At 73.5% G+C, this 18,734-nt stretch carries 8 protein-coding genes and 1 pseudogene; 3 read left to right on the forward strand and 6 right to left on the reverse strand.

From position 1 onward, the window contains the following. Positions 1-31: 31 nt before the first annotated feature. Positions 32-4,609: a HAMP domain-containing protein gene (locus ACIRBY_RS25315; RefSeq protein ID WP_403904251.1), complete on the reverse strand. Its 4,578-nt coding sequence runs from the start codon at positions 4,607-4,609 to the stop codon at positions 32-34. A 264-nt stretch (positions 4,610-4,873) separates the two neighbouring features. On the opposite strand from ACIRBY_RS25315, the gene ACIRBY_RS25320 reads away from it, so the two are divergent. Beyond that, positions 4,874-5,260, forward strand: coding sequence for an ATP-binding protein (locus ACIRBY_RS25320; protein ID WP_403904254.1), 387 nt, complete (start codon positions 4,874-4,876; stop codon positions 5,258-5,260). A 165-nt stretch (positions 5,261-5,425) separates the two neighbouring features. On the opposite strand, the gene ACIRBY_RS25325 is transcribed toward ACIRBY_RS25320, so the two are convergent. Together ACIRBY_RS25325 and ACIRBY_RS25330 are read right to left on the reverse strand one after the other, a co-directional pair. Next, positions 5,426-5,644 (reverse strand): hypothetical protein, encoded by a 219-nt coding sequence (locus ACIRBY_RS25325; RefSeq protein WP_403904256.1) that lies wholly within the window; start codon positions 5,642-5,644, stop codon positions 5,426-5,428. A 52-nt stretch (positions 5,645-5,696) separates the two neighbouring features. Further along, positions 5,697-6,242 (reverse strand): hypothetical protein, encoded by a 546-nt coding sequence (locus tag ACIRBY_RS25330; protein WP_403904259.1) that lies wholly within the window; start codon positions 6,240-6,242, stop codon positions 5,697-5,699. Positions 6,243-6,793: 551 nt separating this feature from the next. On the opposite strand from ACIRBY_RS25330, the gene ACIRBY_RS25335 reads away from it, so the two are divergent. After that, positions 6,794-14,560 carry an amino acid adenylation domain-containing protein gene (locus ACIRBY_RS25335; protein ID WP_403904262.1) on the forward strand — a complete coding sequence of 2,589 codons (7,767 nt, stop codon included), beginning with the start codon at positions 6,794-6,796 and terminating at the stop codon, positions 14,558-14,560. Here ACIRBY_RS25335 and ACIRBY_RS25340 read toward each other — a convergent pair. Continuing rightward, positions 14,449-15,594: pseudogene (locus ACIRBY_RS25340) on the reverse strand (hypothetical protein); the annotation flags it as partial. The gene ACIRBY_RS25335 and the pseudogene ACIRBY_RS25340 overlap by 112 nt on opposite strands. Between ACIRBY_RS25340 and ACIRBY_RS25345 the strand changes: the two are divergent. After that, positions 15,593-15,820, forward strand: a complete 228-nt coding sequence (locus ACIRBY_RS25345; RefSeq protein WP_403904265.1) for a response regulator transcription factor — start codon at positions 15,593-15,595, stop codon at positions 15,818-15,820. The pseudogene ACIRBY_RS25340 and the gene ACIRBY_RS25345 overlap by 2 nt on opposite strands. On the opposite strand, the gene ACIRBY_RS25350 is transcribed toward ACIRBY_RS25345, so the two are convergent. Then, positions 15,814-17,121: an MFS transporter gene (locus tag ACIRBY_RS25350; RefSeq protein WP_403904267.1), complete on the reverse strand. Its 1,308-nt coding sequence runs from the start codon at positions 17,119-17,121 to the stop codon at positions 15,814-15,816. The genes ACIRBY_RS25345 and ACIRBY_RS25350 overlap by 7 nt on opposite strands. A 47-nt stretch (positions 17,122-17,168) precedes the next feature. Further along, positions 17,169-18,710: an amino acid adenylation domain-containing protein gene (locus ACIRBY_RS25355; protein WP_403904269.1), complete on the reverse strand. Its 1,542-nt coding sequence runs from the start codon at positions 18,708-18,710 to the stop codon at positions 17,169-17,171. Positions 18,711-18,734: the final 24 nt, after the last annotated feature.

Consider the following 18,734-nt stretch of genomic DNA (forward strand, 5'->3'; position numbering starts at 1 on the left):
CGCCGGGATCTCGTGGGCGGACGGGAGGGAATCAGGCACCGCGGGCTCCCGAGGCGTCCTGGGACGGGAGCCAGTGGCGCAGACGGGCAACGAGGTCGTCGGCGTCGACCGGCTTGGTGATGTAGTCGCTGGATCCGGCCGCCAGGCTCTTGTCGCGGTCGCCGGGCATGGCCTTCGCGGTGACAGAGATGATCGGCAGGTCCGCGTACTCGGGCATAGACCGGATTTCGGCCGTGGCCGCGTATCCGTCGAGCTCGGGCATCATCACGTCCATCAGGATCAAGTCGATCCCCGGGGTGCTGGTCAGGCTCTCGATGCCCTTGCGGCCGTTTTCCGCGTGCAGGACGCGGATGCCGTGCAGTTCGAGGATGCCGCTGATGGCGTACAGGTTGCGCGGGTCGTCGTCGACGACGAGGACCGACCTGCCGGCGAGGCCGGCGTCGGGGTGTGCCACACCGTCGGGGGCGGGTTCGGTCCGGCTCAGGGGCAGGACGTCGTTGAGGCGGTCGACCGACAGGTGCAGGGTGATGCGCTCGCGCAGCTCGTCGAGGCTGGCGAGTACCTCCAGGCGGTGTCCCGAGGCCTGCCGGTCGATCTCCGTCTTCAGCTCCCCGGTGACGCGGCGGTTGTCGTGCGCGAGCACGGGCAGGGAGGCCAGGGCGGTGTCACCGGCGAGTGCGCTCAGGAAGCTCAGGGCTTCCTCGTCCGCGGCGAGGTCGAGGACCACGCAGTGGAAGGGTGCCTGGGCGAGCATGGTGGCCGCCTCGGTGGCGGTGACGGCCGTGAAGAGCTCCACCGGCTCGGCCGCCGGCTCGACGGGGGACCGGCCGGCGGCGAGCTCGGAGGCCGCGCTCTCGGCGACGAGGCGCAGGAGCCCGTTGGCGCGTCCTTCGATCACCAGCAGCCGCCGGGGGCCGGGCTCTCCGCCCGGATCGGACGCCGCCGTGTCCGGCTCCTCCAGGGCCGCGGGGTCCTTCGCTTCGAGCGCCGGGGTGCCGGAGCCGTTGGCCTCCGGAGCGTCTTCGGGGCGGGTGACCGGCAGGTACAGGGTGAAGGTGGAGCCGACCGCGGGCGTGCTGGTGGCGGTGACGACACCGCCGAGGAGGCGGGCGATCTCACGGGTGATGGACAGGCCGAGGCCGGTGCCCCCGTACTTGCGGCTGGTCGTGCCGTCGGCCTGCTGGAACGCCGCGAAGATCACTTCGAGCTGGTCCTCGGCGATACCGATACCGGAGTCGGTCACCTTGAACGCCACCACCGAGCCCGCGTCGCGCAGCTCGGCGGGCAGCTCCGCCGCCGCCGCCGGCTGGATCGCGACGAGGATCTTCCCCTGTTCGGTGAACTTCACCGCGTTGGAGAGGAGGTTGCGCAGGATCTGTTGCAGGCGGGCGTCGTCGGTGAGCAGGTCCGCCGGTACGCCGGGCGCGGTGGTGATCTCGAATTCGAGGCCCTTCTGCGTGGTCAGGGGCCGGAACGAGGCCTCCAGGTAGTGCAGGAGGGCCTTGAGGGGCACCCGTTCGAGGTTCACGTCCATCTTGCCCGCCTCGACCTTGGAGAGGTCGAGGATGTCGTTGATGAGCTGGAGCAGGTCGGATCCGGCCGAGTGGATGATCCCCGCGTACTCGACCTGCTTGGGGGTGAGGTTGCGGGAGGGGTTCTGCGACAGGAGCTGGGCGAGGATCAGCAGGCTGTTGAGCGGGGTGCGCAGTTCGTGGCTCATGTTGGCCAGGAACTCCGACTTGTACGTGGAGGCCAGCGAGAGCTGCTGGGCCCGGTCCTCGAGCTCCTGCCGCGCCTGCTCGATCTCCAGGTTCTTGGTCTCGATGTCGCGGTTCTGGCTGGCCAGCAGGGCTGCCTTCTCCTCCAGTTCGGCGTTGGAACGCTGCAGTTCCTCCTGCTGCACCTGGAGCTGCTCGGAGCGCGCCTGGAGCTCTCCGGTGAGGCGCTGGGACTCCTCCAGGAGCTCGTCGGTACGGGCGTTGGCGACGATGGTGCTGACGTTGGCGCCGACCGTCTCCATCAGCCGGCCGAGGAAGTCGCGGTGCACGGGGGTGAAGGAGTTGAAGGTGGCCAGCTCGATCACGCCGAGGACCTGGTCCTCGACCAGGATCGGCAGGACGATGAGGCTGGCGGGGGTGGACTCGCCCAGGCTGGAGGAGATCAGGTAGCCGGCGGGCACGTTGGTGACGCTGAGGATGCGACGGCTGCGGGCCGCCTGCCCCAGCAGCGTCTCGCCCTCCCGGAAGCGCTGCGGTGCCGCATGGCCGGCGGGCCTGCCGAACGAGCCGATCAGCGTCAGCCAGGTGTCCTCGTCGTTCTCCTCGGCGAGGTAGAAGGCCCCGTAGCTGGCTTCCACCAGCGGCGTCAGTTCGTCCATGACGAGGTCGGCGACGACCGCGAGGTCGCGGTGGCCCTGCATCAGGCCGGAGATCCGCGCGAGGTTGGACTTGAGCCAGTCCTGCTCCTGGTTGGCGCGGGTGGTCTCCCGCAGCGAGCCGACCATGGAGTTGATGTTGTCCTTGAGCTCGGCCACCTCGCCCGAGGCGTCGACCGTGATGGAACGCGTCAGGTCGCCCTCCGCCACCGCGCTCGCGACCTCGGCGATGGCACGCACCTGCCGGGTGAGGTTGCCGGCCAGCTCGTTGACGTTCTCCGTGAGCCGCTTCCACGTACCCTCGACGCCCTCGACCTCGGCCTGGCCGCCGAGGCGGCCCTCGCTGCCGACCTCGCGGGCGACGCGGGTGACCTCGGCGGCGAAGGAGGACAGCTGGTCCACCATGGTGTTGATGGTGGTCTTCAGCTCCAGGATCTCTCCACGGGCGTCCACGTCGATCTTCTTCGACAGGTCGCCGTTGGCGACGGCGGTCGTGACGAGGGCGATGTTGCGGACCTGGCCGGTGAGGTTGTTCGCCATGGAGTTGACGTTGTCGGTGAGGTCCTTCCAGGTGCCGGCCACGTTGGGGACCCGGGCCTGGCCGCCGAGCCGGCCCTCGGTGCCGACCTCGCGGGCCACGCGGGTGACCTCGTCGGCGAAGGCGGACAGGGTGTCGACCATCGTGTTGATGACGCCGGCCAGCGCGGCGACCTCGCCCTTCGCCTCCACCGTGATCTTCTGCGACAGGTCGCCGCGGGCCACCGCGGTCGCCACCTGGGCGATGGAGCGCACCTGTCCGGTCAGGTTGGACGCCATGACGTTGACGTTGTCGGTGAGGTCCTTCCAGGTGCCGGAGACCCCGCGGACGGTGGCCTGGCCGCCCAGGTTGCCCTCGGTGCCGACCTCGCGGGCCACGCGCGTCACCTCGTCGGCGAAGGCCGACAGCTGGTCCACCATCGTGTTGATGGTCTCCTTCAGCTCCAGGATCTCGCCGCGGGCGTCCACCCGGATCTTCTGCGTCAGGTCGCCCTGGGCCACGGCGGTGGTGACCTCGGCGATGGAGCGGACCTGGGCCGTCAGGTTGTCCGCCATGAAGTTCACCGAGTCGGTCAGGTCGCGCCAGGTGCCCGAGACGCCCTTGACGTCCGCCTGGCCGCCGAGCCTGCCGTCCGTGCCCACCTCGCGGGCCACGCGCGTCACCTCGTCGGCGAACGCGGACAGCTGGTCCACCATCGTGTTGATGGTGGTCTTCAGCTCCAGGATCTCCCCGCGGGCGTCCACCCGGATCTTCTGCGAGAGGTCGCCCTGGGCCACCGCCGTGGCGACCTCGGCGATGGAGCGGACCTGGGCGGTCAGGTTCCCGGCCATGAAGTTCACCGAGTCGGTCAGGTCGCGCCAGGTGCCCGAGACGCCCTTGACGTCGGCCTGGCCGCCGAGGATGCCCTCCGTCCCGACCTCGCGGGCCATGCGGGTGACCTCGTCGGCGAACGCGGACAGCTGGTCCACCATCGTGTTGATGGTGTTCTTCAGCTCCAGGATCTCCCCGCGGGCGTCGACGGCGATCTTCTGGGAGAGGTCGCCCCTGGCGACCGCGGTCGTCACCTGGGCGATGTTGCGGACCTGGTCGGTGAGGTTGCCGGCCATGAAGTTCACCGAGTCGGTCAGGTCGCGCCACACGCCCGCCACGCCGGGCACCTCGGCCTGGCCGCCGAGGCGGCCCTCGCTGCCCACCTCGCGGGCCACGCGGGTCACCTCGTCGGCGAAGGAGGACAGCTGGTCCACCATCGTGTTGACGGTGTCCTTCAGCTCCAGGATCTCCCCGCGGGCGGCCACGTCGATCTTCTGCGACAGGTCACCGCGCGCCACCGCCGTCGCCACCTGGGCGATGTCGCGGACCTGGGTGGTGAGGTTGCCCGCCATGGCGTTCACCGAGTCCGTCAGGTCCGCCCAGGTACCCGACACTCCCGGTACGACGGCCTGGCCGCCCAGGGTGCCCTCGGTTCCGACCTCCCGGGCGACCCGGGTGACCTCGGAGGTGAACAGCGACAGCTGGTCCACCATCCCGTTGAACACCGTGGCGATCTCCCCCAGGAGACCGTCCGCCTCGTCGGGCAGCCGGGTGCCGAAGTCCCCGTCGCGCACCGCGGTGAGTCCTGCCAGGAGCTGTCGCAGCCCGGGCTCTCCCACCGCACCGGGAGCCGTCGTGCTGCCCCCGACATCCGCCTGCTTGGCCATCCCCGTCCCATCCTCCGCCCGACCGGCCTGCCCGATGCCTCGGGCAATCGCCCAGTCAGGCTGAACCGGTGATCTCGGCGCTCCGGCCGGTCGGGCCCGCTGCCCTCGCAACATGCCGGAGCATCCGCTCCCTCGTGCCCACGGGACGGCGATGCAAACGTGGGATTCTTCGGCCACACGGGGAGGGGTCCATTCCCCGCGGTGCCGGCCGCCCCGGCGCCCGGCCCGCTGCTTAGCGGCCAGCAGCGGGGGAAGCCGGACGGTATGGCAGGAAGGACGACAGCGCCCCGGAACACCTCGACATCCGGCGTCAGCTCCGCGCAGGCCCGCGACATCACCCGCGACCTGCTCAGCAGGGGCAACCCGGTGCCCGGTCGTGAGGAGGATGTGCTGACTGCCGTGAGCGAGCTGATCGCCAACGCCAGGCAGCATGCGGGCGGGGTGAGCGGATTCCAGGTGGCCGCCCTCCCCGGCGCCGTCCTGGTGGAAGTCTCCGATTCCTCCCCGGAGCCCCCCGTGACCCGCCCCTGGGCGCCGACACAGCCGGGAGGGTTCGGCTGGCGGCTGGTCAACCAGCTGGCGGACAAGGTCACGGTGACCGTCCATGACGGGGGCAAGACCATCGCCGTCACCTACACCGGCCACGGGTGAGCCCGCCCGCCGCAGGTAGGGCGGCCTCCCGCCGGGCGGGGGCGGGGGGATCGCGCCGGGACCGGGCGCAAAGGCCCGCCCGAGCGCCGCCCGGCCGGGTACGGGCTCCGGCCGGGTACGGGCTCCGGCCGGGTACGGGCTCCGGCCGGGCGCGGCCCGGGGCTGTCAGGGTCCGCCTTCTTCGCCCCCGGACGCCCGGCCGTGCTGATCGCCGCGGCGATTCGGGCGATCCTCGCGATCGGCCTCGTCGAGCTCCCGCATGCGGCGCTCGACGCCTTCCTTCAGGCTTTCCTGCTCCGGAGACCCGGGCTCGGCCCCGGGCCGCCGGATCATCTCGCGCAGGCGATCCACGCGCTCCTTGCGTTGTCGGGCGTCCTCACTCACCGCTGCCTCCCCGGCAGGCGGCCCGGGCGTCGTCCGGGAACGGCCGTCGTCCTCACTTCGCCTTCTTTCCTTTGGTCTTGGCCTTGAAGGCCTTCGCCGCCGGGTTCGCCCCCTTGAGCCGCTCGATCTGGGCGCGCCATGCGTCGGCCCGGGCGCCGGTGGATTCCTTGACGTGGGCCGTGAGGGTCCGCGCGGCCAGGTAGGGCTTGGAGGAGGGGCCACTGGCGGCCAGGCGGCTGACGGTCTTGGTCCGGGCGTCGACGGCCTCGCGGATGCTGCCGCTGCCCGACAGTCTGCCGAGTCGGCGGAACGTCGGCTCCTTGCCCTCGAACCAGGTCTGCTGCCACCACTCGCCCGTGGCCGAGTCCTCCCAGCTGATGTATCCGCCGCGCAGGATCGTCCGGGGCGCCGTGATGTGACCGCCGAAGCTGTAGCGCGTGCCCGGGACGGTGACCGGATCGTAGAAGTGCGGGGTGAAGAAGTCGGAGACGAGCAGCCCGTTGACGGTGTAGCCGAACTCCTCGGCCTCCGAGGGGTCGGCGACCTCGACGAGGAACCGGGCCTGTCCCTGCTCGGGGTGGGGAGACCTGCCGGACACCAGACGGTTCCCGAACGGGTCCTTTCCAGGACGCTTTCAGCCCACGGCGGGCCGTCCGCCACGCTCCCGGTCAGTGCCCGGTGGGCCCGCACCGAGAAACCGGCAGTGACGTGCGCCGGCCCGTTCGTCCCCAGCACACCGCCGGGTGCCGGCCAGACCACGGCCGCCGCACCTGCCCCGGCCGACGCGGCCGCCATCGGTAGCCGTCGGCCCCATCCACATCGCTTGCTCGAATCCATAGGCCGGCGGTAGGAACACCGCCGCCGGGGCACCCTGGCCGAACGGCAGCCCGATACCCCGACGATCGTCAGGGTTGACAGGTACAGGGAGCACGGTCCGTCCGCCGGTGACGGAAGACGCCCAGGTCGACCGCCGGTCGGAAATCCCTGCGTCCCGGGTGTCACGGGATCGCGGTACCGGGGATTTCTCCGGGCTCGTCGGGGCTCGTCAAGAAGCGTATTTGTGGGACTTTCGGGACCGTCCGGCCGTCGCGGACAGTGGCCTCACGTCGTCGTTGATCGACCGATCCGACTGAGGAGACTGACCACCGCATGGCCACTCACGACCGCCGGCCGCTGCCCCTGACCCCGCCGCAGAACGGCGTCTGGTTCGCACAGCAGCTCGACCCCACCCGCCTCGACTACACCGTCGCCGAGTACCTGGAGATCCGCGGGGCGGTGGATCCGGAGCTGCTCGCCGAGGCGGTGCGCACGACGGTGGCCGGAACCGAGACGCTGTGCGTCCGCTTCGCCGAGGTGGACGGGGTGGTGCACCAGATTCCCGCCGGGCCTCCGCCGCTGCGGATCGAGACGGTCGACGTCAGCGACCACCCGGACCCGGACGCCGAGTCCGAGCGGCTGATGCGCGCCGAGCTGGCCCGGCCGACGGACCTGGCGTCCGGGGACGTGTGCCGGTACCTCCTGGTGCGGACCGGTCCGGCGGCCTACCGCTGGATGCAGGGCTACCACCACCTCGTCGCGGACGGGGTCACCGGCTCGATCCTCGCGCGGCGCACCGCCGAGGTGTACTCGGCGCTGGTCGCGGGCGAGCCCGTGCCGGCCGTCGAGAGCGCGCCGTGGGAGCGGATCGTGGCCGAGGAGGAGGACTACGCGGGCTCGGAGCGGTGCGCGGAGGACCGGGAGTTCTGGCGGGCCCGCCTGGACGGGGCCCCCGAGCCCGTCTCCTTCACCGGCAGCGTCCCGGTGCCCGCCTCGGGTACGACGGTGCGGGTGAGCGGCGACCTCGACCCCGCCGACGCCCGCGTCCTGCGCGAGGCGGCGCGCCGGCACGGCACGCGCTGGTCGGCGCTGGTGATGGCGGCGGCCGCCGCCCACCTGCACCGCGCGGGCGGCGCCGAGGACGTGGTCATGGGCCTGCCGGTCACCGGCCGCACCACCCAGGACGCCCGCCGGACACCCGGCATGTTCTCCAAGGTGCTGCCGCTGCGGCTCGCGGTCGGCGCGGACACGACGGTCGGCGAGCTGCTGCGGGGCACCTCGGCCGGCATCAAGGAGGCCCTGCGCCACCAGCGGTACCGCATCGAGGAGTTCACGGGGGCCGGAGCCCGGCTGTGGGACGCCGCCGTCAACCTCATGTCCTTCGACTACGAGCTGTCCTTCGCCGGTGCTCCCGCCTCCGCGCACAACCTCTCGGTCGGCCCGGTGGAGCACGTCTCCCTCAACGTCTACGACCGCGGCGGCGACAGCCCGCTGACCGTGCAGGCCGAGGGCGACGCCGCCGACGTCGATCGCGTGGAACTCGACGCGCTGCGGGTGCGGTTCACCCGGTTCCTGGTCGCCCTCGCCTCGGCCGAGGACGAGGCTCCGATCGGCTCGCTGCCCTTCCTGACCACCGAGGACGAGGAGCGGCTCGCCGCTTACGCCGAGGGGGGCGTCGGCCCCGTGGCAGGGGACGCGACGCTGCACGGGCTCTTCGAGGAGGTGGCGGCGCGCAGCCCCGAGCGGGCCGCCGTCATCTGTGCCGGTCAGGAGGTCACCTACGAGGAGCTCGACGCCTGGGCCGAGGACATCGCGGACCGGCTGCGGACGGCCGTCGCGCCGGGCACCCCCGTCGGCGTCTGCGCGGAGCGCTCCCCGTCCATGGTCGCCGCCCTGCTCGGCGTCCTGAAGGCGGGCGGCTGCTACGTGCCGCTCGACCCCGGCCTGCCGGCCGAGCGCATCGCGTACATCGTGCGCGACGCCGGGCTGCGGACGGTCGTCGCCGGGCCGGGCAGCCGCGACAGGCTGCCGCACGACCTGCCGAGGGTGGTCGACGCGAGCGCGCCGACCGACGGGTCCCGCTTCGGCCGGAGGTCCGTGCCGGTGCCGGCCGCGTCCGCCGCCTACCTGCTGTACACGTCGGGCAGTACGGGCGAGCCGAAGGGCGTCGTCGTCCCGCACGCGGCGGCCGTCGACTTCGTACGCGGCCACCTCGCGCTGTGCGGCGCGGGCGACGGCCTCGGGAAGGGGGACCGCGGTGGGGCCGGGCGTACGGAACGGTTCCTCGGGTTCGCCTCGCTGTCGTTCGACGTGTCGGTCCTGGACGTGTTCGGTTCTCTGCTGAGCGGTTCCACCCTGGTCCTCGCCACGGACGCCGAGCGGGTCGACGTCGACCGGCTCCAGGCGCTGCTCGCCGAGCAGGCGGTGACGGTCGCCGACCTGCCGCCGGCCCTCCTGCCGCTGCTGGAACCGGCGGGACTGCCGGCGCTGCGGTTCCTGTCCACCGGCGGTGAGGCCCCGTCCGGGGACGCCGTGGACCGCTGGGCGACGGACGGCCGCGAGGTCTGGAACGCGTACGGGCCCACCGAGGCGGCCGTGTCCGTGACCATGCACCGGGTGGTCGCGCCCTCGCACGGCCGGATCCCGCCGATCGGGCGCCCGATGGCCAACCACCGTGCGTACGTCGTCGACCGGGGGCTGCGGCTGCTGCCGCCGGGAGCGACCGGCGAGCTCTGCGTGGCCGGTGCGGGTCTCGCCCAGGGGTACGCGGGCCGCGCGGCCATGACCGCCGACCGTTTCGTGCCGGACCCCTTCTCCGGTGTGCCCGGTACCCGGATGTACCGGACGGGCGACCTCGTGCGCTGGACGGCACGGGGCGAACTGGAGTTCGTGGGGCGGGTGGACCGCCAGGTCAAGATCAATGGCCACCGGATCGAACTGGGCGAGATCGAGGCGGTGCTCGGCCGGCTGCCCTCGGTGGCACAGGCCGCGGTCGTCGTGCACGCCCCCGCGGGCGGAGCCCGCCGGCTCGTCGCCTTCGTGGCGCCGCCGGCCGACGGCGGCCCGGTGCCCGAACCGGAGTCGCTGGCGGCGGAGTTGGGCCGGGTCCTGCCGGACTACATGGTGCCCCGCACCTTCGTGGCGGTGGACCGGCTGCCCCTCACCACGAGCGGGAAGGTCGACCGCGCGCGGCTGCACGTACCCGAGGCCGCGGCCCGTCCGGAGCACCCCGAGCGGGCGTACGGCGCCACCGAGCTGGCCCTCGCGGCCCTGTTCTCCGAAGCCATCGGCGTCACCGCGACCCCGGACGACAACTTCTTCGAGCTCGGCGGCGACAGCATCACCGCCCTCGGCCTGACCAGCCGGGCGCGGGCCCGGGGCTTCTCCTTCACCCTGCGCGAGGTGTTCGCGCACAAGACCCCGGCCGCCCTCGCCGCGGCCGTCGGCGAGCCCGGCCACGGCGCCCCCACGGCCACCGCCGGTCCGGCCGTCGCGGAGTGCGGTCCGCTCCCCGCGACCCCGGTCATGCGCTGGCTCCTCGACGGGCCTGGTCCCCTCGGCCGGTTCAGCCAGTCCATGGTGCTGACCCTGCCCGAGGGTGCCGACGACGCGACGCTCGTACGGGTCCTGCAGTCGGTCGTGGACCGGCACGGGGCGCTGCGCCTCGGGGTGACCGGCGATCCGGAGGGCCGGCTGTGCACGGTCGGCGGGCCCGGTTCGGTCGACGTGTCCCGGCTGTACCGCACCGTCGACGTGGCCGGGTCGGACGAACCCGCCCGCGCCGCCGTCATGGCCGAGGCGGCCCGGGAGGCGGCCGGACAGCTGGACCCCGCGACCTCGGTGATGCTCCGGGCCGTGCGCTTCGACAGCGGTGGGGCGGGGCCGGACCGGCTGCTGCTGTGCGTGCACCACCTGGCGGTGGACGGGGTGTCGTGGCGGATCCTGGCGGCCGACCTGGCCACGGCCTGGGAGGCCGCCGTCGCCGGGCGTCCGCTTCCGGCCGCGGACGGGGAGGTCTCGTTCCGCGCGTGGGCCCACCATCTCGAACTCCAGGCGGGTTCCCCGGAGGTCCAGGCCGAGCTCCCCTTCTGGCGCTCGACGCTGGAGGGCTCCGGGGACGCCCCGGACCCGCGGGAGCCCTGGCAGCGGATCCCCGACCCGGTGCGGGACACCGCCGGCGCCACGCGCACGCTGACGCTCGGCCTGCCCGCCGAGGTCGCCGGCCCGCTGCTGGCCGGGGTGCCCGGCGCGCTGCGCACCGGCCCGGCCGAGGTGCTGCTCGCGGGACTGGTCCTCGCGGCGCACCGGCTGCGCTCCCCCGGCAGCGCCCCGGGGTCGCTGCTGGTCGACCTGGAGGGCCACGGCCGCGTCGACCGCACCGGCCGGCACGACCTGGCGCGCACCGTCGGCTGGTTCACCACCCAGTACCCGGTCCGGTTCGACCTGGCCGGCCTCGACCTGGACGCGGCGGCCCGGGGCGGTGACGCGCTCGCCGACCTGGTCGCACGGATCCACTCGACGGTCGCCTCCGTACCGGACCACGGCACGGGGTTCGGGCTGCTGAGCAGGCTCGATCCGCGAACCGCCGCGCAGCTGTCCGGGCTCCCGCGCCCCCGGATCCTGTTCAACTACCTGGGCAGGTTCGCCGGCGGCGGCGAGGCGCCGTGGAGCCCCGCCCCCGAGGCGGGCGGACTGCGGGCCGAGGTGGATCCGGCGATGCCCGTCGAGCACGCCCTGCAGATCGACGCCATGGCCGTGGACGGCGCCGACGGTCCCGCCTTCACCGCGGTCGTCACCCATCCCGCGGACCTGCTGACCGAGGGCGAGGCGGACGCCCTGGTGGCGGCCTGGGGCGAGGCCCTGCGCCTGTTGGCCGGCTGGACGGGCGCCCCCCGACCCCGCCGCCTCACCCCCCGCGACCTGCCACTGGTCCGGCTGACGCAGCCGGAGACGGACGCCCTGGCCGCCCGCTACGCCGGGCTCTGCGACGTGCTGCCGCTCTCGCCGCTCCAGGAGGGGCTCTTCTTCCACTCCGCCTTCGACACGGGAGCGATGGACGCCTACACCGGCCAGATCGTCCTCACCCTGGACGGCGCCCTGGACGAGGACAGCCTGCGGGCGTCCTGCGACCGGCTGCTGCGCCGTCACACCGCGCTGCGCTCCGCCTTCACCGACCAGGGTCTGGACGGGCCGGCGCAGATCGTCGTCGACTCCGTCGAGGTGCCGTGGGAGGCCGTGGACCTGGGCGGACACGGATCCGCCGAGCGGGAGCGGGAGTGGCAGCGGCTGCTCGCGGCCGACCGGGCCCGGCGCTTCGACCTGGAGCGGCCGCCGCTGGTGCGCTTCACGCTGGTCCGGTTCGGCGCGGCCGAGCACCGCCTCGTCATGACGAACCACCACATCGTGTGGGACGGCTGGTCCTCGGCGGTGCTGCTGCGCGAACTGCTCACCGGATACGCCGAACAGGCCTCGGGCGCCGAGTCCGGTGCGGTCGCGGAAGCGGTCCCGTACCGGTCGCACCTGGACTGGCTGGCCCGCCAGGACGACGGCGCCGCCGCGAGCGCGTGGAGCACCGCGCTGGCCGGGCTGGAGGAGCCGACCCTGCTGGGGGCGGCCGATCCCCACCGGATCGACGCGCTGCCCGAGCGGGTCGCGGTGGAGCTGTCGGCCGGGCTGACGGCCCGCCTCACCGCGCGGGCCCGTGCCGCGGGCGTGACGCTGAACAGCGTGGTCCAGGGCGTCTGGGCGATGCTGCTGGGCCGGGTGACCGGGCGGGACGACGTGGTGTTCGGCGGGACCGTCTCCGGGCGGACCGCGGACGTCGCGGGCATCGAGCGCATGGTGGGCCTGCTGATCAACACCCTGCCCGTGCGGTTCCGGATCCGCGAGGACGAGCCGCTGCTGGCCGCGCTCGGCCGGTTCCAGGACGAGCAGGCGGAGCTGATGGACCACCAGCACGTCGGACTCGCCGGCATCCAGCGGGCGGCCGGGCTGGGCGCCCTCTTCGACACCACGGTCGTCGTCGAGAACTACCCGCTCGACCTGGAGTCGATGCGGGAGCTGGCCGGCGGACCGCGGCTGACCGGGGTGGAGGGCTCGGACGCCACCCACTACACCGTCAACCTCATCGTGCTGCCCGGGGAGCGGCTGCGGCTGCACCTCGACCACCGCACGGACGTCCTCGACACGCGGACGGCGCGCAGCCTGGGCGAGGCGCTGGAGCGGCTGCTCACGACCGTCGCCGACGCCCCCGGCACCGCGGTGGGGGAGGTGGACCTGCTGTCCGCGGAGCAGCACCGGCTGATCCGGGAGTGGAACGGCACCACGGTCGCGGTCCCCGACACCACGCTGGTGGAGCTGTTCGAGCAGCAGGTGGCCCGGACGCCGCAGGCACCGGCGACCGTCTTCCGCGGCGAGCGCCTGACGTACGGCGAACTCGACGCCCGTGCCGAGCGGCTGGCCCGGGCCCTGCGCGCCCGGGGCGCCGGTCCGGAGGGGATCGTCGCGGTCGCCCTGCACCGCTCCACCGACATGGTGGTCTCGCTGCTGGCCGTGCTGAAGGCGGGGGCCGCCTACCTTCCGGTGGACCCCTCGCTGCCGGCGGACCGGGTCGCGTACCTGCTGTCCGACGCCGAGCCGGTGCTGCTGCTCGCGGACGAGGGGGTGGCTGCGGCGCTGCCGGTCCCGGCCGACCTGCCCCGGCTGGATCCGGGGGCCGTCCACGACGGGGAGGCCGGTGCGGTGGGGCCGGCGCCGCTGCCCGCGCACCCCGCGTACGTGATCTACACGTCCGGGTCGACGGGGCGGCCGAAGGCCGTCGTCGTGGAGCACTCGGCCATCGTCAACCGGCTGCTGTGGATGCAGGACCGGTACCGGCTGGGTGCGGACGACCGGGTGCTGCAGAAGACCCCGTTCGGCTTCGACGTGTCGGTGTGGGAGTTCTTCTGGCCGCTGATCACCGGGGCGACCCTGGTGGTCGCCGAGCCCGGCGGGCACAAGGACCCCGCCTACCTCAGCCGGGTGGTCCAGGAGGAGTCGGTCACCACCGTCCACTTCGTCCCGTCCATGCTGGCGGCGTTCGTCGAGGATCCCGGGGCGGGCCGCTGCCGGTCGCTGCGGCGGGTCGTGTGCAGCGGGGAGGCCCTGCCCGAGGAGCTGAAGAACCGGTTCCTCGATGTGCTCGACGTGCCCCTGCACAACCTGTACGGGCCCACGGAGGCGGCCGTGGACGTCACGCACTGGGACTGCCGCCGCGAGGACACCGGGCCCGTGCCGATCGGCCGGCCGATCTGGAACACCTCGCTGTACGTGCTCGACCCGCGGGGCCGGCCCGTCCCGGTGGGGGTCGCCGGGGAGCTGTTCCTGGCGGGCGCGGGCCTGGCCCGTGGATACCTGCGCCGCCCCGCGCTGACCGCCGAGCGCTTCCCGCTCGACCCCTTCGGCCCGCCGGGCTCGCGCATGTACCGCACCGGGGACCTGGCCCGCCACCGGGCCGACGGCTCGGTCGAGTACCTGGGCCGCACCGACGACCAGGTGAAGATCCACGGCTTCCGGATCGAACTCGGCGAGATCGAGACGGCGCTGGGCCACCTGGACGGCGTCGGCCGGGCCGCGGTCGTCGTCCGGGAGGACGTCCCGGGCGAGCGCAGGCTCGTCGGGTACGTCGTCCCGGAGGCCGGGGCGGACCCGGCCCCGGACACCGAGCCGATGCGCGCCGAACTGGCCCGCTCGCTGCCGGAGTACATGGTGCCGGTGCTGGTCGTCGTGGACGGGCTGCCCGTCACGCCGAACGGCAAGCTCGACCGCAGGGCGCTCCCGGCGCCCGCCGCGGCGGCAGCCACCGGGTACGAGCCGCAGGAAGGCTGTAGCCGGTCGCCGTCCACCTCGCCCTCCAGGTCCAGCAGTCCGCGCGCGGCGGCGGCCACACCGGCCTGGAAGCGGCTGCCCGCGCCCAGCTCCTGCATGATGTCGGCGATGTGGCGCCGGGCGGTGCGCAGCGACATGCCCAGGCGACGGGCGATGGCCTCGTCCTTCAACCCCGCCGCGAGGAGCCGGATGATCGTCTCGTGGATCTCCCGGGCCACCTCCTCGAGCCCCTGACCCGCGGCGGCCGAGAACGGGGAGGCCAGGTCCCAGGTCTGGTCGAAGATGTCGCACAGGTAGGCGACGGTCGACGGCTCGCGGATCACGACGGCGCCCCAACTGCCGTCGGAGACCGGTATGAAGGCCAGTTCCCGGTCGAAGGCGATGAGCCGACCGAACAGCTCGTGCGCCGTGCGGTACCGCGCCCCCAGTGCGGACGTGGTCGCGACGTAGGCCTGACTCGGCCCGTTGAAGCGGGCCGTGTGGTGGTAGAGCGTCCGGATCGAGATCCCCCGCTGGAGCATCGCCTCGTCCCGCCGCAGCGCCTCCTGCATCGCCTCCGGCACCCGGCTGCCGCCCCCGGGCTGCGAGCTGAGCATCTCGATCGTGCAGGTGAGGGAGGCCCGGTTGAGTGCCCCGCGCACGTCCTCCAGGCTCTCCAGGACCTCCAGCGACTCCCCCGTGGAGCGGCGGCCCAGATAGTGCGGCAGGAAGCGGCCCAGGTCCTCGCGGATCGTGCTGATCGCCCGCTGCTGTTCGCGGATCTGCGCCTCCAGAGGCGCGACGAGTTGCTCGGCGGCCGTGTCCGGGGCCACCGCGAAGGCGACCGTCGGGTCGACCGGGCTCACGTGCAGAAGGCGCGCGGCGCGCAGGCGGGACACACTGCGGCGGACCTCGTCCGCCTCGCGCCCCGTACCGGCGGCCACGGCGTCCACGTCCACCGTGCGGTGTTCGAGAACCCAGCCGTAGACATCGATGTCAACATCAGCGTCGTTCGGATCCGGCGCCACGTCAGATATCCGCATTGCCCCACTCTGCCCTTTTCGCCCCTGGTCGCTTTCCTGCCAGGCACTTTGGTGAGGTGCCCGCCCCCTGGCGCCAGGATAAGCAGGACGGAAAGCTGGACCCCACGAACAGCAGCGGCTGCCCGGCCACTTCAGGCCCCGGACGTCCGGAACGGTGCGATCACGTCCCAAGTGATCGCACCGCCACCGGGGTGCCGAGCCCCGCCGCTCCCCTTCTCCTTCGATCCGGAATCCGGAGCCCCCCATGCTGCACACCACGCCCGCCGTCCGCGCGCCGGAGCTGCCCGCCCTGACCCCCCGGGAGCAGGAGGTCCTCGCCTACCTCGCCCAGGGGGACACCTACCGGATGATCGCGAGCCGGATGGGGCTGAGCCCGCACACGGTCGACACCTACCTGCGCCGGCTGCGCAGCAAGACCGGCGCGGCGAACCGGACCCAGCTCACCCACCTCGCCTTCCGGATGGGCTACTGACCCGGCTGTGCGCCCGTGGCCGCGGCCCCGGCCACCGGGGCATCGTCCTCGAAGGTGCGCATCCGCCGCAGCGGGGAGCAGAGCAGGACCAGCGGGGCCGCCGACAGGGCCGCGGCGCACACCCACAGCGCCTCCCGCACGCCCAGGAGTTCACCGAGGAGTCCCGCCAGCAGACCGCTCAGGGGCAGTACGCCCCATACCAGGAAGCGCACGGTGGCGGTCATCCGGCCGAGCAGGTGCGGCGGGCAGACCGTCTGCCGGTAGGTGACCTGGCAGATGTTGTACAGGGTGACCCCGGCGGACTGGACGAGCGATCCGAGCACGAACAGGCCGATCCGCCAGTCCTTGCCGGCCAGCGGGAGCAGCAGCCCGAAGGGCATGGTCACCAGCAGGGACAGCCACGTGAGCCGCGCCGCGCCGACCGCCCGGGTCACCCGGTCCGCGGCGGAGGCGGCCAGCACCGAGCCGATCGTGGCCGTCGTCAGCACCCAGCCGACGGCCGCGGGCGGCAGCCCCACGGTCCGGGTCAGGAAGAGCACCTCGATGGCCATCACCGCGCTGAGGAACAGGTTCACGGCGGCCGTGTTCAGGGCGATGAGCCGCAGGATCCGGTGACTCAGCACATAGCTCAGACCCTCGCGGACGTCACGCAGCAGGTGCCGGCGCGGGGCCCGTGCGGGCTTCGCCTCGCGGGCCTCGATCCGGCCCAGCAGGACCACGGAGGCCAGTGAGGTGACGGCCTGGCCGGCCAGCGTCCCGGCCGGGCCCAGCAGCTGCACCAGGAAGCCGGCGACGCCGGGGCCGGCGAACTCGGCCCCCGAACGCACGGTCTCCAGCTTCGAGTTGCCCGCGATCAGGGTGTCCTTCCCGATGAGGGTCGGCAGATAGCTCTGGTCGGCGACGTCGCCGAAGAGCCGGGCGCAGCCCAACAGCAGGGCGACCGCGTACAGCAGGGGCATCGAGTGCAGGTCCAGCAGGTAGGCCACCGGCAGCGCCGTCAGCAGGAGGGCCCGCGCGAGGTCGGCGGCCATCATCACGCGGCGCTTGCGCATCCGGTCCACCCAGGCCCCGGCGGGCAGGCCCAGCAGCAGGAACGCCGCGTGCTCCGCGGCGGACAGCAGACCCGCCTGCATCGCCGAGGCGTCCAGGGTGAGCACCGCCATCAGCGGCAGGGCCACGTACGTGATGCTGCCGCCCAGCTCGTTGCAGATGTGCGAGGACATGAAGAGACGGAAGTCCCTGCGCTGCCGGCTGCTCCCGGCCTGACCGGCCTGGGTGGACTCGTCGGTGGTGACGGACACGGGTGCGTTCCTTGTCTGGTCGCGGACGGGGTCCGCGGGGTGCGGGTTCACCGGAGGGCGGGCGCCGGGAGCGCCTTGGGGTCGAGCTTGCCGCCGGGGGTGCGGGGCAGCCGCTCCATCAATGTCACCACGGCCGGAACGAGGTACCGGGGCGTCCTGGCCAGAAGATGACGGCGCAGTTCTTCCGGGGTGAGGGGGCTGCCGGCCGTGACGGCGGCCCAGGCGGCGAGCTGCGGTCCGTCGGCCGCCGCGACGGCGCGCACGACCACGTCGACGACGTCGGGGTGGGCGGCCACGACCGCCTCCGCCTCCTTGAGTTCGACGCGGTGGCCGCGGATCTTGACCTGGTCGTCGGCGCGCCCGAGGAAGACGAGCGAGCCGCTGCCGGGGGCGCGGGTGACCCGGTCGCCCGTGCGGTACATGCGCTCGCCCGGGGTGTCGGCGAAGGGGTCGGCGACGAACCGCTCGGAGGTCAGACCCGGCCGGCCGTGGTAGCCGCGCGCCAGGCAGGAACCCGCCAGGTACAGCTCGCCCGCGGCGCCGGGGGGTGCCTCGCGCAGTTCCTCGTCGAGGACGTACGCCCGCACACCGGGCAGGGGTTCGCCGAGCGGGATCAGCTCGTCGCCCGTGAAGCGGGCGAGTTCGGCCGGTGCCGGCTCGTAGGAGGTGGCGGTGATCGTGGACTCGGTGAGGCCGTAACAGCTGATCACCGGGGGGTGGCCGGCCGCCGTCCAGCGCGTGAGGGCCGCGGTGCGGCCCGCGTCGCTGCCGATCACCACGCGGCGCAGTGCGGACGGCAGCGGCCGGGGGGCGCGCTCCAGGTCCTTGGCCCACTGCGACCAGTACGGGGTGGGCAGGTTGACGACGCTGATCCGCTCCGCGGCCAGGAACGGCTCCAGTTCCGCGGGCGAGAGGACGTTGTCCTTGACGAAGACGGCCGCGCCGCCCGTGCACCAGGTGGGCAGGGCCTCCTCCAGGCTGACGTCGAAGGCGGGGGCCGCGAACTGCAGGACCGCGTCCTGGCCGGTCAGCCCGTAGCGTTCGGCAAGGGTGGCGGCCTGTGCGGCGAGTCCGGCGTGGCCGACCGCCACGGGCTTGGGCCGACCGGTGGATCCGGAGGTGAAGAGCACATAGGCGAGGGCCCCGGGTGCGATGTCGGCGGGCGGGGCCGCCGACGTGGGGGCCGCGGTCGTGGTGGACGCCCAGAACAGCTCGCTCCCGGTGCGGCGCTGCAGCATCGCGGCGGCGTGGGTGTCCGGGGCGACCGCGTACCGGGTCCCGGTGGCCCGCAGCAGGGTGCGCAGCCGCTCGTCGGGGGCGTCGAGGTCCACCAGGAGGGGGGCCGCCCCGGCGTACCAGATGCCCAGCAGCCCCACCGCCCAGTGGAGGCCGCGACGCGCCCCCAGGAGCACGGTGTCCTCCGGCCCGGCGCCGGCGGCGCGCAATTCCTCGGCGACCGCGCGCGCCCGCCGGTCGAACTGGCGGTACGTCAGCTCGCCCTCGGGTGCGCGGACCGCGGTGGCCCCGGGTGTGAGCCCCGCCCGGTGCGCGATGCGCAGGGGCACGGGGGTGGTCTCGGTCGGGCTCATGGTGGTGGTGTCTCCTGGGGGTGC

The organism is Streptomyces sp. NPDC096136 (assembly GCF_044763325.1).
Classification (GTDB): domain Bacteria; phylum Actinomycetota; class Actinomycetes; order Streptomycetales; family Streptomycetaceae; genus Streptomyces.

What these genes read in the sequence shown, in the direction of transcription:
- ACIRBY_RS25345 (WP_403904265.1), top strand. Translation starts at nt 15,593, where the DNA reads ATGCTGCACACCACGCCCGCCGTCCGCGCGCCGGAGCTGCCCGCCCTG.
- ACIRBY_RS25335 (WP_403904262.1), top strand. Translation starts at nt 6,794, where the DNA reads ATGGCCACTCACGACCGCCGGCCGCTGCCCCTGACCCCGCCGCAGAAC.
- ACIRBY_RS25315 (WP_403904251.1), bottom strand. Translation starts at nt 4,609, where the DNA reads ATGGCCAAGCAGGCGGATGTCGGGGGCAGCACGACGGCTCCCGGTGCG.
- ACIRBY_RS25320 (WP_403904254.1), top strand. Translation starts at nt 4,874, where the DNA reads ATGGCAGGAAGGACGACAGCGCCCCGGAACACCTCGACATCCGGCGTC.
- ACIRBY_RS25355 (WP_403904269.1), bottom strand. Translation starts at nt 18,710, where the DNA reads ATGAGCCCGACCGAGACCACCCCCGTGCCCCTGCGCATCGCGCACCGG.